Raw genomic sequence first — 15052 nt, forward strand, 5'->3', positions numbered from 1 at the left:
GACGAGTATCCTTGGCACTCTGCCGTGATGAGTGCCAGACGAGAGGAGGCGGCGTGGTCGAGGACCGCAAGCTGGCCGTGCTGCGCGCGATCGTCGAGGACTACGTCGCCACCGAGGAGCCCGTGGGCTCCCGCGCCCTCGTGGAGCGCCACGGCCTCGGCGTCTCGCCGGCCACCGTCCGCAACGACATGGCGGCGCTCGAGGACGAGGGCTTCATCCACCAGCCGCACACCAGCGCCGGTCGCGTGCCGACCGACAAGGGATACCGCCTCTTCGTCGACCGCCTCAGCGCGGTCAAGCCGATGAGCGCGGCCGAGAAGCGCGCGATCGCCACGCTCCTCGACAGCGCCGTCGACCTCGACGACGTCGTGCAGCGATCGGTGCGGCTGCTCAGCAGCCTGACGCGCCAGGTCGCGATCGTGCAGTACCCCACCCTCTCGCGCAGCACCGTGCGCCACGTCGAGCTGGTCGTGATCACCCCGACGCGGGTGATGTTGATCCTGATCCTGAGCACCGGCCGGGTGGAGCAGCGTCTGGTGGAGATCCCCGCCGAGATGTCTGAGGCCCAGCTCGCCGACCTGCGCGTCCGGCTCAACCAGGCCGCGGCGGGCGAGCGGATCGCCGACGCCTGCGTCGCCCTCAACGCGCTGCCCGACACCGTCCCGCACGACGACCAGGTGCTGACCCGCACCCTCGTCGACGTGCTGACCGAGGCGATGTCCGACCACCGCAGCGACGAGCGGGTGGCGGTCGGCGGCGCCGCCAACCTCGCGCGCTTCGGCGACAGCTTCGACACCGCCGTACGCCCCCTCCTCGAGGCCCTCGAGGAGCACGTCGTGCTGCTCAAGCTGATCGGCGAGGTCACCACGGGCGATGCGGTCACCGTCCGCATCGGCCACGAAGGCCCCTACTCCGAGCTCGCCTCCACCAGCGTGGTGGCGGCGGGCTACGGACCGCCCGACCAGGCCCTCGCGACGCTCGGCGTCGTGGGGCCGACCCGCATGGACTACCCCGGATCCATGGCCGCCGTGCGCGCCGTCGCGCGCTACGTCTCCCGGATCCTCGACGAAGGACAGCAGTGAGCACAGATCTCTACGAGCTGCTCGGTGTCTCCCGCGACGCCGACGCCGCCGCCATCAAGAAGGCCTACCGGGGGCTGGCCCGCCAGCTCCACCCGGACGTCAACCCGGACCCCGCGACCCAGGAGAAGTTCAAGGAGGTCTCGCGGGCCTACGAGGTGCTCTCCGACCCGCAGAAGCGCGCGGCCTACGACCGTGGCGGCGACCCGTTCGGGGCCGGCGGTGCGGGCGGCTTCGGCCAGGGCCAGGGCTTCTCGTTCACCGACATCATGGACGCGTTCTTCGGCGGCAACGCCCCCGGCGCCGGTGGGCAGGGCCGCGGGCCGCGCCAGCGCGTGCGCCGCGGCCAGGACGCCCTGATCAGGCTCGACGTCGAGCTGGCGGAGGCGGCGTTCGGCACCACCAAGGAGCTCAAGGTCGACACCGCGGTCGTCTGCACCGCCTGCCACGGCGACGGTGCCGCTCCCGGCTCGACGCCGATCACCTGCGAGACCTGCCGCGGCGCCGGTGAGGTCGCGCAGGTCCAGCGGTCCTTCCTCGGCGAGATCCGCACCCTGCGCCCCTGCGCCGCGTGCCGCGGCTTCGGCCAGATCATCCCCGAGCCCTGCCGCGAGTGCTCGGGCGACGGACGTGTCCGCTCGCGGCGCACCCTCAACGTCAAGATCCCGGCGGGCGTCGACAACGGCACCCGCGTCCAGCTCACCGAGCAGGGCGAGGTCGGCCCCGGCGGAGGCCCGCCCGGCGACCTCTACGTCGAGATCCACGTCGACTCGCACCCGACCTTCACCCGGCACGGCAACGACCTGCACAGCACGGTCTCGCTGCCGATGACCGCGGCCGCCCTCGGCACCACGCTGACGCTGCCGCTGCTCGAGGCCGACCTCGAGCCGGCAGAGGACTCCGAGGTCCGCACCGACTACGACCTCGAGGTCCGCCCGGGCACCCAGTCGGGCAGCGAGCAGGTGCTGCGCGGGTTCGGCGTGCCCGGACTGCGCGGCGGCCGCGGCGACCTGGTCGTCACCGTCCTCGTCGACACCCCGACGCGCCTCGACCCGCGCCAGGAGGAGCTGCTGCGCGAGCTGGCCGCCATCCGCGGCGAGGAGTCGCCGACCGGCCAGGTGCAGTCGACGCCCAAGTCGGTCTTCGGCCGGTTGCGCGACGCGTTCCAGCAGCACTGATGTCGCTCCCGGTCCACCTCGTCGCGAGCCTGGACGGTGCCACCGTCGGGTCCGTCGTCGAGGTGACCGGTGACGAGGCGCACCACGCGGTCGCCGTACGTCGCCTGCGTGTCGGCGAGGACGTCGTGCTCACCGACGGGGCCGGTCACCGCGTGGTCGGCGCCGTCGCCGAGACGGCCAAGCGGCTCTTCACCGTGACCGTGGCGTCGGTGTCGATCCTCGAGCGGCCCGCGCCCTCGTTCACCGTCGTGCAGGCGTTGCCGAAGGGGGATCGCGGCGAGCTGGCGGTCGAGGTGCTGACCGAGGTCGGCGTCGAAACGATCGTCCCGTGGGCCGCGTCCCGCTCGGTCGCGGTCTGGAAGGGCGAGCGGGCGGCGAAGTCCCACGCGAAGTGGCAGGCCACGGCCCGCGAGGCCGGCAAGCAGTCGCGCCGCTCGTGGCTGCCGAGCGTCACGCCGCTGGCCTCGACCGCCGACGTCGTCGGCCTCCTGGCGGACGCCGCCCTCGTCGTCGTGCTCCACGAGGACGCCACCGTCCCGCTGGCGTCGCTGGACGTCCCGGCCGCCGGCGAGGTCGTCGTCGTGGTCGGCCCCGAGGGTGGGATCGCGCCCGACGAGCTGGCCGCGTTCGAGGCGGCCGGCGCGGTGAGCGTCCGCCTGGGGGCCGAGGTGCTGCGCACGTCGACCGCCGGGGTCGCCGCCGTCAGCGCACTGCTCGCCCGCACCCCGCGCTGGACCGGCAGGTGAGCGACGGGGGACGGGGCTGGGCCGCGTCCTCGCCGCTGGTGCCGCTGGTGCCGCTGGTCGTCGGGGTGGACGTCGCGGTCGCCGCTGCCGCGTTGCACACCGCGATCGCGCCGCCGCTCGGTGGCTGGGCCTACGTCTACGGCGTAGCGACCCCCGCTGCCGCGCTCGGCGCGATGGTCTGGGTGGGCCGGCGACTCGCCCCGATCTGGACCTTCCCGGTGGCGATCGCGTCAGTGCTGGTCAACGGCGCGCTGCTGTCGATCACCGAGTGGCTGGCGCTCCTCCTGCTGCCCCTCGGCGTGGCCGCGCTGCTCAGCCTGCGTCGGCTGCCGGCCCACGTCCCCGAGCCGCCCGTCTTCGAGGGCGGCACGGTCGCGGCCTCGCCCGAGGCAACGCCGCCCCCGTTCACCGACTCCGACCGCGTCCCCGAGGACGGTGTCGTGACGATCCCCCTGATCAGCCGGACCCGCACCCTCGCCATGCTCGTCCTCAGCGTCGGAGTCGGCATCGTCGGCTTCTGGGCGCTGCGCGCCGGGCTCGTGGACCCCGATCTCATCGTCGACGGTGGCCCGGCCGGGCGAGCGCTGGCCGGGTTCTTCGGCCTGATGTTCCTGCTGCTCGGGATCGGCGGGGTGTGGGGGATGAGCCGCATCCTCCGCAAGGGCGCCGACCTGGAGGTGGACGCCACGGCACTGCGCGCCCGTGGGGCCGTCGACTTCGAGCTGCCGTGGACCGAGGTCGAGCGGATCGGCCTACGCGTCCGGATCGTGCACGTCCCCGGTCGGGCCGTGGCGTCGCGCAAGCGGGACATCTGGATCGCCGTCGACCCCGTCTCGGAGGGGCTGCTCGACCGTCGGGACATCCCGTGGCTGCGGGCGCGCGGCTCGACCTCGCCCGCGCCCCGGTCGTTCACGGCCGAGCTGACCATCGCCGACCCCTACTACCGCGAGCCCTCGCCCACCGTCGTCGCCCTCGACGACGCCCTGCGCCGGATGGTGCCGGGCAAGTACGTCGGCATCATCCGCGACTGACGGGCGCAGGTCCGACGGCGCCGCGGATCACTCGAGCGTGAACTCCTTGGTGTCCTCGGTCGGACCGCCACCCTCGCCGTCGGCCGGGTCGTCGGTGCGTGCCGTGAAGCGGTAGGCGCCGGGCTCGAGCGAGGAGACGTCGATCGAGGTCTCCCACGGGTAGAGCTTGTCCATCCAGCCCTCGGCGGTCGCGAAGCCGTCGAGCACCACCTCGTCGCCGATCGAGATCTCCCACGGCACGTTGGCCTCGAAGGACGACGCGACGCCGCTGGCCTCCAAGGTGTCGCCGGCGACGGTCGAGCCCTGCTCGGGCGTGGTGACGTTCACGAGCGCGGCGACGTCGAGGGCGTCGGCTGCGGTGAAGGGCTCGGTGGTGTCGAGGCCGAACAGCGAGGTGGGTTGCCCGCCGAGGAGCACCTGCACGGGCACCCGCTCCTGCTGCACGCCCTGGAGCGTGTAGACCAGCTGCTGGACGGCGAGGGTGGCGTCGCGCTTGCTCATGCCGTCCGGTCGCGAGGTGAAGCCGTCGTCCTTGAGCTCCGCGACGATCAGTCCGTCGCTCACCTCGATCGACGCGAAGCCGGCGCCGGGCCACTCGGTGCGGTAGTCGGGATCCAGGGTGTCGCCGGCGGTGAGGAGCACGGCGGCCTCCATCAGCGGGTTGTCGGAGGGCACGGCGCGGAACTCGCGGTAGAGCCGCGGACCCTGCGGGGTGTCGCCGGTGAAGTAGACCGGCACGGTCACGGTGTCGTCCGCCGTGTCGCCCTCGTCCGTGGGCGTCTCGCTGGGCTCCGTGGACGGCGACTCGCTGGTCGTGTCGGTCGCCTTCGACTCGCTGGAGGCGGGCGCCTGGTCGCGGTCGGGGACCTCCTCGCTGCACGCCGTGGCACCGAGCGCGAGCGCGCCGAGGGCGAGGGCGGAGGCCAGGCGGCGACCAGAGGTCCGGGTGGGGGAAGTCATGTGTTTCACGGTAGTCGGACGGCCGCGCTCGTCTTTCGGTTACACGCCGCACCCGCTGGATCTACTCTGGCCCCATGACGGCACCCGCGCGCCCGGACGACTGCGTCTTCTGCAAGATCGTCGCCGGCGACCTCCCGGCCGACGTCGTGCACTCGGACGAGACCTGCGTGGCGTTCCGCGACCTCAACCCGCAGGCGCCCACCCACGTGCTCGTGGTGCCGCGCAGCCACTACGCCAACGCCGCCGAGCTCGCGGCCGGCGAGCCCGCCTCCGTCGCCGCCCTGGTCGACGCGGGCGCCGCGGTCGCGGCCGCCGACGGGCTCGACCAGGGCTACCGCCTGATCTTCAACACCGGCGCGGCCGCCGGGCAGACGGTCTTCCACGCCCACCTGCACGTCCTCGGCGGACGCTCGCTGGGGGAGGGGCTCGTATGACGCGCCGTCCGAACACTCGTCTTCGCGCCGCCGTCGGTGCCGTCGCCGCGCTCGCCCTGCTCGCGACCGGCTGCCAGGGCGCGGCCGACCCGTCGGCCGACTCCCCGACGACGGCCACCGAGAACCAGCCGGCCGCCGACACCTCGGCGCACACGGGCCACGACTCGCACGCCGGCGCCAAGCCCGCCAAGGAGGTGCCGCTGCGTGCAGGCGAGCGGCGCTCGACGCTGGCGATGCCGGCGGCGTACACCCCCTCCGCGCCGTACGGCGAGGGCACCGACGACTACCGCTGCTTCCTGCTCGACCCGGGACTGAGCGGGGACGAGTGGCTCACGGGCACGACCGTGCAGCCCGGCAACCCGGACGTCGTGCACCACGTGATCCTCTTCCAGGTGCCGCCGGAGATGGTCGAGGCGGCGAAGGCGAAGGACGCACAGGAGGACGGCGAGGGCTGGACCTGCTTCGGCGGCACCGGCCTCGACGCCTTCCAGAACGTCGACGACGCCGCGTGGATCGGCGCCTGGGCGCCGGGCGGCGAGGAGTCGGTGCGCAAGCCGGGCTACGGCGTGAAGCTGCGCGCCGGCAGCCAGGTCGTCATGCAGGTCCACTACAACCTGCTGGCCGGCTCGTCGCCCGACACCTCCGCCGCGCAGCTGCGACTGGCCCCGGGCGACCGGGACATGCAACAGCTGCACACGATGCTGCTCCCGGCGCCGGTCGAGCTGCCGTGCCGGGCCGAGCACGCCCACGGGCCACTGTGCGAGCGCGACGCGGCGATGATGGACGTGCTGAAGCGGTTCGGCATGGAGGGCTCGTCCACCGCCAACGCGCTCTACCTCCTGTGCGGCGGCGAGCCTGAGCCCGGTCAGGTGCAGAGCTGCACGCGGCGGGTCAACGAGCCGATGACGATCCACGCCGCGGGTGGGCACATGCACCTGCTGGGACGTGAGATCCGGATCGAGACCAACCCCGGCACTCCGCGCGCCAAGACCGTCCTGGACATCCCGGTGTGGGACTTCGACGACCAGGGCGCGCGCGACATCGAGCCCGTCTCGCTCGAGCCTGGCGACACCGTCGAGGTCACGTGCAAGCACGTGCAGTGGCTGCGCGACCAGCTGCCGTCGTTCGAGGGCCAGCCCGACCGCTACGTCGTGTGGGGCGAGGGCACCACCGACGAGATGTGCCTGGGCATGCTGCAGGTCACGCGGCCGTAGGGCGCAGCGACATGCGAGGGCTCGTCGCGGGGGTGCTCGGATGTGTCCTGCTCGTCTCGTGCGACACGCAGGACGTCGGGACCGCCGGGTCCGGTACGTCGCCGGACCCCCTGCGCCGGGACCTCACGAGCATCGCGGCGGGTCCCCCCGCGCGGGTGGCCTGGATCGACGGCGCGACGGTGCGCCCGGCCGACGGCGCGGCTGCCGTCCACCTCGACGTGCCGCGTCCCGACGACGTCGTCGCGGTCGCCGCCTACCGCGGCGGCTACCTCGTTTCCGTCCTCGGACGTCGTGGCGTCGACGCCCACGGGCTGGTCTTCGACGCCCGCGGCCGGCGCGTCCGGCAGCTGGCGGGTTGCGTGTCGGGTCCCACCGCCAGCGCCGACGGCGAGCTCGTCGCGTGGGTCTCGACCCCGTGCGACGACGGTTCCCGTCCCGACACCCGACCGGAGACGCTCTGGACGGCGCCGACCCAGGACCTCGACGCGCCGGACGGGTCGCTGGCCCTTCCCGGCCCGCTGGGGGCGTCGTACCCACTCGCGGTGTCGGACTGGGGCGTGACCCTCCAGCACACCGACGGGATCCGCGGCTACCCGACCGGACTGTCGGTGGCGCGACCCGCGACGGGTGAGGTGCGACGTGTCCTCGATGCCGAAGGGGTCACCTCGGTGAGTGCCCAGGGCATCGGATGCTGCGTCCCGCCACGCCTGACGCTGGTCGACCTCGGGACTGACGAGCACCTGGCCCGGCTGCCGCACGCGATCGCGACCTGGAGCGACGACGGGTCGCGTGGGCTCGCTCCCACCGGGTTGCGGCGCACGCGCTGGGACGTCGTCGACACCACGACCGGCGAGGTCCTGCGGACCGTCCGCCTCCCTCGGAGAGTGGAGGCTGGTGACGCCAGGTTCGAGGGCGACAACCTGCTGTTCGCGGTGACGCGCTTCGGTCGCGGGGCGACGCGGTCCTACTCGACTATCCTCCGGGTGACGCCGTCAGGCCGGGTGGAGCGTGCCTCGGGGATCGTGGAAGGCGCGCGCCTCCGGCTCATGTGACGCCGACCGGCACGGGGACCCGGCACCGACCCGGCAGCTGGAGTCGAAGCGCTCGCAGCCGTGGAACTCGTCGACCGCGTCCGGCTCGAAGCCGTAGGTCGCGACCAGGTCGCGACCCGGGCCGCAGCGGAACACGTCACGCTGGCCGTCCCGGGACGCGACGACCAGGTCGTTGCCTGCCCCGGCGCGGACGACGTCGCGCCCGCGCCCGTCGTACACGGCATCGGCACCCGACCCACCGCGCAGCAGGTCGTCCCCGCGGCCGCCGTCGAGATTGTCGTGCTGAGGACCGCCGAGCAGCACGTCGCTCCCGCGCCCGCCGTCGAGGTCATCAGTTCCGCGCCCACCGCGCACCTGGTCGTCGCCGCCGCGGGCCCTGATCCAGTCCGACGCCGCCGTACCGGTGAGGACGTCGGCGCCATCGGTGCCACGGACGTCCTCGACGGCAGTGGCCGGGAACGCGGTCAGGACCGTGAGGACGGCACTGAGGATCGCTGCGAGGCGTCGGCGAGACCTCACGTCAGCGCGCCCCAGATCCGCATCACCGTGAAGACCACCGGGAGCCCGAACACCACGAGCAGCAGCCACGCCGCGAACCGGTGCAGCGGCTTGGCTCCGTTGAGCGAGCCCGCGAAGTCCAGCAGCGCACCCTCCGGCACGTGGTGGGTCAGGCCCATCTGACGGGCGTGCCCCGGCAGGTGCTGGCCCGGGAACCAGGCCGGCTCGGTGTCGTCGTCGTGGAGGTCGGGGTCCTCATCGTCCCACTCGCGCGCGTCGCTCTCCGGCCCCGGCATGTGACCAGCCTACGAGGCTGTGGCCCTCGCGTCGGCACACCGCGCCTGCCAGAGTGGGCCGGGTGATGGACGAGGTGGCGGACGGCGTCTGGGTGCGGCAGAGCGAGTGGGTCCGGAGCAACGCGGTCGTCGTCCGCGGCGACGAGGGGCTGGTGCTGGTCGACCCCGGCATCAGCGGCGACGACCTGGTCGAGCTCGCCGACGACGTGGACGCGCTCGGGATCCCGGTGGTGGCCGGCTTCTCGACACACCTCCACTGGGACCACCTGCTGTGGCACGCGCGGTTCGGGGACGTTCCTCGCTTCGCCCGCGCCGCCAGCGCCGAGGCGGTCGGCGCCGTCCGTGGACGCGCGCAGGAGATGGCCACGCAGAGTGCGTCGGGCATCCCGCTCGACCTGATCGGTCTGCTCACCTCGATCCCGGAGGACGGGGGCCCGGTGCCCGGCGAGCTTGTCGAGCACGACGCCCACGCGATCGGTCACGCCGCCCTGCTGCTCGCGGATCGTGGTGTCCTGGTCGCCGGCGACATGCTCTCCGACCTGTTGGTCCCGATGCTCGACCCGCGACGCTCCGGTCAGCTCGACGCCTACGACACGGCGCTCGACCTGCTGGCCGGCGCGGCCCGTCACGTCTCGGTCATGGTCCCGGGCCACGGTGCGGTGGCCCGGGGCGCCGATGTCGCCGCCCGCCTGGCCGCCGATCGGGCGTACGTCGCTGCGCTGCGACGAGGTGACGAACCGCTCGACGCACGCCTCGAGCAGGAGTGGCTCACCGGTCCCCACCGCGCGAATGTTGACCTGGTGCGCGCCGACCTGGGCTAGCGCCGGTCGCCGGTCGAGGACAGTGTCCCCGCGGACGGTGTCCCGGTGATCCGTCGGCGGGTGGAGAGTCGCTGTGCACAACGTGCTCCGGAGCCGTTGCCGACGCGTTCGAACACACGTACGATAGAGCCAGAGTTCGGCACCCGATCCCGAAGAGGGATCCGGAGACACGCAGAGAACCGGATGTGCCCCGGACGCCAAGCGGCTCACGCGTGTCGAAGTTGGCGCAGCCCGACGATGCCTCGGGGACACCACCGCTTTCAGATCCCGATCCGGTGGAGACCCCTCCAGCGCGATCGGAGCCCCGGATGACGACCGGACACCTCGTTCTCGAGTGCGAGCAGGCGATCGCCGCTGCGCTGGACAAGGTCTCGGCCGTCGACTTCCTGTATCTCTCGCCGGATGAGAAGGCGGCGTCGATCACGGCGGTCGGTCGGCTCGAGGCACGGCTGGCGGCGGTGAAGCTCCGACTGCTGGCGGTGGCCGACGAGGTGGCCGAAGCATCGGGCGCCCGGGACGTGGGTGCCTGGTTCCAGCACGCGGCTCGGGTCGACCGAGGGCCGGCCGGCAACGCAGTTCGGCTCGCGAAGTCCCTCGATCGCTCGTGGCACGCTCTCGCCGAGGCGCTCTCGGACGGCCGTGCCTCGACGGTCCAGGCGATGGTGATCGCCCATGCCCTCGACGACCTCCCGGCGGACGTCGATGAATCCGTCGTGACCGAGGCCGAGCGCGTGCTGGTCGAGCACGCAGCGACGTACGCGCCTCGCGAGCTCAGGCTGCTGGGGCGCCGGATCCTCGATGTGGTGGCCCCGGAGGTGGGCGAGGAGCACGAGCGCAAGGCGCTCGAGGACGAGGAGCGCCACGCTCGCGCGAGGACCAGCGTGACCACGACCTGCCACCATGACGGCACGACGACGGTTCGAGCGCGGATCCCCGATGCCGCCGCCGATCGGCTCCTGACCTACCTGCACGCCTGGACCAACCCGCGCCGAGCAGACGGCACGCACGGTCGCACCGACGCGACGACTGAGCAGCCCTATGCGATGCGGCTGGGGCACGCCTTCTGCGCGCTGCTCGAGCACCTCGACCCGGCGAGGCTCCCGCTGCACGGCGGCACTGCGACCACGGTGATGATCACGATCCCGCTGGAATCGATGCTGACCGGGCTGGGGATCGCGACCACGGGCGCCGACGGCCGGCTGACCGCTGGTGAGGTACGCCGCCTGGCGTGCACGGCCAACGTGGTGCCGCTGGTGCTCGGCGGACATTCAGAGGTCCTCGACGCAGGACGGGCCAAGCGGCTCTTCACCGCCGGGCAGCGGCGAGCGCTGTCGGCACGTGACCAGCGGTGCCGAGCCGACGGCTGTGACATCCCCGCGGACTGGTGCGAGGCGCACCACCTGCGTCCGTGGAGTCGTGGCGGCCGGACAGACCTGTCCAACGCGATCTTGTTCTGCAGCCATCACCACCACCGCGCGCACGACGAGCGATACCTCCACGACCGCCTGGCCAACGGGGACATGCGTTTCCACCGGAGGACGTAGGTCACGCGGCCTCCGGATCACCTATCGAATCGGCGGGCGATCAGCCCAGGGGAGCGGTGAGCTCGATGTTGATGTCGTCGGGGTCCTGGAAGGACAGGATCGCGATGCCCGCGTCGGCGAGGTCGATGACCTCCCCGTGGGTGATCCCGGCGTCGGCGAGCGCCGATCCGGCGCGCACGAGCTCGTCGCGCGAGTCCACGGCGAAGCTCACGTGGTCGAGACCGGTGCGGGTCGACTCGAAGGTGTCGGCCCCGACCGGGCGCAGCCCGAAGAGGGTGCCCTGCGGGGTCTGGTAGATCACGCCGCCGTAGAACTGCTCGGGCGACTCCGTCACCCCCGGCTCGTCCACCGAGGCCGACTCGTCGACGGCGCGCGGCCAGCCGAAGACCGTGTCGTAGAACTCCGCGGACCTCGCGATGTCGGTGACGGTCAGGCGGACGTGGGCGAAGCCGTTGCTGTCGATGAGTGCCATGTCACCACCGTAGGCAGACGCACCCAGCACGCGATGGGGGCACGATCGTGCGAGTCCGGTCTACCGTGCCGAGATGGTGTCCTTCATCAAGTCCGTGACCTTCGACTGCCACGAGCCACTGCGCGTCGCAGCGTTCTGGGCCGAGGCGCTCGGGTCGAACGTCGACGAGGACAGCACCACCGAGCGTGCCTGGGTGGAACCCGCGGGGTGGGGCGGGCCGAGCCTCTGGTTCGTCCGGGTGTCGGAGGACAAGGTCGCGAAGAACCGGCAGCACTTCGACCTCCGCCCCACCTCGGATCCCCGCGCCGAGGTCGAACGACTGGTTGGCCTCGGTGCGCGCGTGCTGCGCGACGACGGCGAGCTCGTCGTGATGTCCGACCCCGAGGGCAACGAGTTCTGCGTGGAGTAGCCCGGCGTCAACTCAGTGGGCCGACTCGCGTCGCCTCGGTAGCATGGAGGGCACGTCCCACCACCGATCCGGGAAGGCCGCCCGCCGAGGGCATCCATGACTGACAGTTCACCTGCACCGACGCACACCGTCGTGGTGCCCAACAGCATCGACATGGTCAGCGTGCTCGGCCCGGGGGATGCCCACCTCGGCATCATCGAGCGAGCCTTCGGCGCGACCGTCCACGTCCGCGGCAACCGCATCACCCTGACCGGCCCGCCGGCCGAGATCGCGCTCGCCGAACGGCTGCTCGACGAGATCGTGACGATCATCCGCACCGGCCAGGGCGTCTCGGAGGAGATCGTCCAGCGGATCGTGTCGATGATGAAGGCCGAGACGTCCGAACGCCCCGCCGACGTGCTCTCCCTCAACATCCTGAGCAACCGCGGCCGCACGATCAGGCCCAAGACGCTCAACCAGAAGCGCTACGTCGACTCGATCGACAAGCACACGATCACCTTCGGCATCGGCCCGGCCGGCACCGGCAAGACCTACCTCGCGATGGCGAAGGCGGTCCAGGCCCTGCACGCCAAGGACGTCACCCGCATCATCCTGACCCGGCCCGCGGTCGAGGCGGGCGAGCGGCTCGGCTACCTGCCCGGCACCCTGAGCGAGAAGATCGACCCCTACCTGCGCCCGCTCTACGACGCGCTGCACGACATGATCGATCCCGAGACGATCCCCAAGCTGCTGGCCGCCGGGACGATCGAGGTCGCGCCGCTCGCCTACATGCGCGGGCGCACCCTCAACGACGCGTTCATCATCCTCGACGAGGCGCAGAACACCTCGCCCGAGCAGATGAAGATGTTCCTGACGCGCCTCGGCTTCGGCTCCAAGATCGTCGTCACCGGCGACGTCACCCAGGTCGACCTCCCCGGCGGCGTGAAGTCGGGCCTGCGCGTGGTCGAGAACATCCTCGAGGGCATCGACGACATCTCGTTCAACCGCCTCACCGCCGGCGACGTCGTGCGGCACCGGCTGGTGGGCAAGATCGTCGCGGCGTACGACGAGGTCGACGCCGCCACCTCCCGCGCCGAGCAGGGGCGACCGCGAGGCACGCGGTCGTGAGCGAGCGCAGCGAGCGAACCATCCAGCGCAGGGCGAAGTGTGCCTCATGGGCGCACGGAGCGAAGCGAGTACGTCCATGAGCATAGAAATTCTCAACGAGTCGGGGACAGACCTCGACGTACGCCGCCTCTCCACCCTGTCCCGGTTCGTGATGGACAAGATGCGGGTCCACCCGCAGGCCGAGCTGTGCATCAAGGCCGTCGACGAGGACACCATCGCGCTGCTCAACGAGCAGTGGATGGACAAGCAGGGACCGACCGACGTCCTCGCCTTCCCGATGGACGAGCTGCGCCCCGGCAAGGTCACCGAGGAGCCCGAGGAGGGCGTGCTGGGCGACCTCGTGCTCTGCCCCGTCGTCGCGGAGCGGCAGGGCGTCGAGGCCGGGCACGGCCGCGAGGCGGAGATCGAGCTGCTGACCGTGCACGGGATCCTGCACCTCCTCGGCTACGACCACGCCGAGCCGGAGGAGCACCGCGAGATGTTCGGGCTGCAGGACAGCCTGCTGGAGGAGTGGCGCGCCCCGTCCACTGACCCGGCCCGGTGATCGGCGACATCTGGCTGCTCCTCGTAGCGGCCGTCCTCGTGTTCCTGGCCGGTCTGTTCTCGGCCGCCGACGCCGCCCTCGGCGGGTTCTCGCACGCCCGCGCGGAGGAGCTGGCCGCCGAGGGACGGGCAGGGTCGAAGCGCCTGCTGCACATCCTCGACGACCCGCCGCGCTACCTCAACACCGCGCTGCTGCTGCGCCTGCTGTGCGAGATCTCGGCGATCGTCCTCGTCGCGCTGTGGATCCACGACCTCTACGCCGGTGACTTCTGGCCGGCCTACCTCACTGCCATCGGCTCGATGCTGCTCATCTCCTTCGTGGTCATCGGCGTCGCCCCGCGCACCCTCGGTCGCCAGCACGACGCGACGGTCGCCCTCGTCTCGGCCTCGCCGCTCAGCTTCGTCACCTCGGTCCTGGGCCCGATCCCGCAGCTGCTGATCCTGCTGGGCAACGCGCTCACCCCCGGCAAGGGCTTCCGCGAGGGACCGTTCTCCACGGAGACCGAGCTGCGCGAGCTCGTGGACCTCGCCGAGGCCTCGGCGGTCATCGAGTCGGGCGAGCGCAGGATGATCCACTCCGTCTTCGAGCTCGGCGACACCACCACCCGCGAGGTGATGGTCCCGCGCACCGACGTCGTCTACATCGAGAGGCACAAGAACCTGCGCCAGACGATGTCGCTGTTCCTGCGCAGCGGGTTCTCCCGGGTCCCGGTCATCGACGACAACCTCGACCACGTCGTCGGCATCGCCTACCTCAAGGACATCGTCCGGCGCGACTTCGAGCAGCCCGACGTCGAGTTCACCCAGCGCGTCGACGAGATCATGCGGCCGGTCCACTGGGTGCCCGAGTCCAAGCCGGTCGACTCGCTCCTCACCGAGCTCCAGGCCCGCCGCCAGCACATCGCGGTGGTCATCGACGAGTACGGCGGCACCGCCGGCATCGTCACCATCGAGGACGTCCTGGAGGAGATCGTCGGCGAAATCACCGACGAGTACGACGAGGACGAGATCGAGGTCGAGGTCGTCGACGAGGCGACGTACAGGCTCTCCTCCCGCTTCCCGGTCGACGACCTGGACGAGGTCGTCGGCGTCGACGTCGACGACGAGGAGGTCGACAGCGTCGGTGGCCTGATGGCCAAGCACCTCGGCCGGGTGCCGATCCCCGGCTCGGTGGTGGAGTGCCACGGGCTCCGGTTCGAGGCCGAGCGGCTCACCGGCCGACGCAACAAGATCGGCACCGTGCTCGTGAGCCGGGTGGTCGAGCACCCCGATCCACACCAGGAGGACCACCCCGATGACTGAGCCGATGAGTGAGCTCTCGACCGAGGACCGCAAGCTGGTCACCCTCGCTCGGGCCACCCGGGCGCGCACCGGTGCCGCCGAGGGGGCTGCCGTCCGCGACCTCGACGGCCGCACGTACGCCGCGGCCACCGTCGCCCTGCCCTCGCTCGCCGTCTCGGCGCTGGAGGTGTGCGTGGCCATGGCCATCGCCTCGGGCTCGCGGGGCCTGGAGGCGGCCGTCGTGCTCACCGCGAGCGACACCGAGCCGTCGCTGGCGGCCGCGCGGGAGTTCGCCGGCGGCGACGTTCCGGTGCACGTCGGCGACGTCCGCGGAACGATCGGATCCACCCTGACGACCTGACCATGCGGACACGCGCTAGCGTATTT

The 15052-nt window shown here is 72.1% G+C and carries 18 protein-coding genes; 14 read left to right on the forward strand and 4 right to left on the reverse strand.

The window, feature by feature from the left end; genetic code table 11:
* Nucleotides 1-53 precede the first annotated feature (53 nt).
* The 4 genes from hrcA to C7S10_RS14970 are packed head-to-tail and all read left to right on the forward strand — an operon-like array spanning nucleotide 54 to nucleotide 4034.
* Nucleotides 54-1082 (forward strand): heat-inducible transcriptional repressor HrcA, encoded by a 1029-nt coding sequence (hrcA, locus tag C7S10_RS14955; RefSeq protein WP_108345226.1) that lies wholly within the window; start codon nucleotides 54-56, stop codon nucleotides 1080-1082.
* Entirely contained in the window at nucleotides 1079-2257 is a 1179-nt protein-coding gene (dnaJ, locus tag C7S10_RS14960) for a molecular chaperone DnaJ (protein ID WP_108345227.1), read from the forward strand. The genes hrcA and dnaJ overlap by 4 nt, the downstream gene beginning before the upstream one ends.
* A complete protein-coding gene (locus tag C7S10_RS14965; protein WP_108345228.1) occupies nucleotides 2257-3003 on the forward strand; it encodes a 16S rRNA (uracil(1498)-N(3))-methyltransferase in 747 nt (248 codons plus the stop codon). Before dnaJ ends, C7S10_RS14965 begins: the two co-directional genes overlap by 1 nt.
* Nucleotides 3000-4034: a hypothetical protein gene (locus C7S10_RS14970; protein WP_108345229.1), complete on the forward strand. Its 1035-nt coding sequence runs from the start codon at nucleotides 3000-3002 to the stop codon at nucleotides 4032-4034. Before C7S10_RS14965 ends, C7S10_RS14970 begins: the two co-directional genes overlap by 4 nt.
* A gap of 27 nt (nucleotides 4035-4061) precedes the next feature.
* On the opposite strand, the gene C7S10_RS14975 is transcribed toward C7S10_RS14970, so the two are convergent.
* Nucleotides 4062-4994: a Gmad2 immunoglobulin-like domain-containing protein gene (locus C7S10_RS14975; protein ID WP_108345230.1), complete on the reverse strand. Its 933-nt coding sequence runs from the start codon at nucleotides 4992-4994 to the stop codon at nucleotides 4062-4064.
* A gap of 74 nt (nucleotides 4995-5068) precedes the next feature.
* On the opposite strand from C7S10_RS14975, the gene C7S10_RS14980 reads away from it, so the two are divergent.
* The 3 genes from C7S10_RS14980 to C7S10_RS14990 are packed head-to-tail and all read left to right on the forward strand — an operon-like array spanning nucleotide 5069 to nucleotide 7694.
* Nucleotides 5069-5428, forward strand: coding sequence for an HIT domain-containing protein (locus C7S10_RS14980; protein WP_108345231.1), 360 nt, complete (start codon nucleotides 5069-5071; stop codon nucleotides 5426-5428).
* Nucleotides 5425-6642, forward strand: coding sequence for a hypothetical protein (locus C7S10_RS14985; protein WP_108345232.1), 1218 nt, complete (start codon nucleotides 5425-5427; stop codon nucleotides 6640-6642). The genes C7S10_RS14980 and C7S10_RS14985 overlap by 4 nt, the downstream gene beginning before the upstream one ends.
* Nucleotides 6643-6653: 11 nt before the next feature.
* Entirely contained in the window at nucleotides 6654-7694 is a 1041-nt protein-coding gene (locus C7S10_RS14990; RefSeq protein ID WP_108345233.1) for a hypothetical protein, read from the forward strand.
* Here the strand turns inward: C7S10_RS14990 and C7S10_RS23010 are convergent.
* Both C7S10_RS23010 and C7S10_RS22855 read right to left on the reverse strand, forming a co-directional pair.
* Entirely contained in the window at nucleotides 7635-8213 is a 579-nt protein-coding gene (locus C7S10_RS23010; RefSeq protein ID WP_133176532.1) for a calcium-binding protein, read from the reverse strand. The two genes, C7S10_RS14990 and C7S10_RS23010, sit on opposite strands and share 60 nt — an antisense overlap.
* Nucleotides 8210-8488: a hypothetical protein gene (locus C7S10_RS22855; RefSeq protein ID WP_108345235.1), complete on the reverse strand. Its 279-nt coding sequence runs from the start codon at nucleotides 8486-8488 to the stop codon at nucleotides 8210-8212. The genes C7S10_RS23010 and C7S10_RS22855 overlap by 4 nt, the downstream gene beginning before the upstream one ends.
* Before the next feature lie 65 nt (nucleotides 8489-8553).
* Here C7S10_RS22855 and C7S10_RS15005 point away from each other — a divergent pair, with 65 nt between their 5' ends.
* Nucleotides 8554-9309: an MBL fold metallo-hydrolase gene (locus C7S10_RS15005; RefSeq protein ID WP_243395407.1), complete on the forward strand. Its 756-nt coding sequence runs from the start codon at nucleotides 8554-8556 to the stop codon at nucleotides 9307-9309.
* Between the two features lie 308 nt (nucleotides 9310-9617).
* Complete coding sequence (locus C7S10_RS15010) at nucleotides 9618-10853, forward strand: HNH endonuclease signature motif containing protein (protein WP_108345237.1); 1236 nt, start codon at nucleotides 9618-9620, stop codon at nucleotides 10851-10853.
* A gap of 40 nt (nucleotides 10854-10893) precedes the next feature.
* Here the strand turns inward: C7S10_RS15010 and C7S10_RS15015 are convergent, their stop codons facing one another.
* Nucleotides 10894-11325 (reverse strand): VOC family protein, encoded by a 432-nt coding sequence (locus C7S10_RS15015; RefSeq protein WP_108345304.1) that lies wholly within the window; start codon nucleotides 11323-11325, stop codon nucleotides 10894-10896.
* Nucleotides 11326-11398: 73 nt separating this feature from the next.
* On the opposite strand from C7S10_RS15015, the gene C7S10_RS15020 reads away from it, so the two are divergent.
* From C7S10_RS15020 to C7S10_RS15040, 5 genes are all read left to right on the forward strand, one after another.
* Entirely contained in the window at nucleotides 11399-11734 is a 336-nt protein-coding gene (locus C7S10_RS15020; RefSeq protein ID WP_108345238.1) for a VOC family protein, read from the forward strand.
* 96 nt (nucleotides 11735-11830) lie between these two features.
* Nucleotides 11831-12841, forward strand: a complete 1011-nt coding sequence (locus C7S10_RS15025; protein WP_108345239.1) for a PhoH family protein — start codon at nucleotides 11831-11833, stop codon at nucleotides 12839-12841.
* Between the two features lie 76 nt (nucleotides 12842-12917).
* The gene (gene ybeY, locus C7S10_RS15030; protein ID WP_108345240.1) at nucleotides 12918-13385 is read left to right on the forward strand and encodes an rRNA maturation RNase YbeY; all 468 of its coding nucleotides are present in this window, start codon (nucleotides 12918-12920) and stop codon (nucleotides 13383-13385) included.
* Nucleotides 13385-14686: a hemolysin family protein gene (locus C7S10_RS15035; protein WP_108345305.1), complete on the forward strand. Its 1302-nt coding sequence runs from the start codon at nucleotides 13385-13387 to the stop codon at nucleotides 14684-14686. The genes ybeY and C7S10_RS15035 overlap by 1 nt, the downstream gene beginning before the upstream one ends.
* Nucleotides 14679-15026 carry a cytidine/deoxycytidylate deaminase family protein gene (locus C7S10_RS15040; protein WP_108345241.1) on the forward strand — a complete coding sequence of 116 codons (348 nt, stop codon included), beginning with the start codon at nucleotides 14679-14681 and terminating at the stop codon, nucleotides 15024-15026. The genes C7S10_RS15035 and C7S10_RS15040 overlap by 8 nt, the downstream gene beginning before the upstream one ends.
* The last annotated feature ends 26 nt before the right edge of the window (nucleotides 15027-15052 follow it).

This window comes from Nocardioides currus (assembly GCF_003057875.1).
GTDB lineage: Bacteria > Actinomycetota > Actinomycetes > Propionibacteriales > Nocardioidaceae > Nocardioides > Nocardioides currus.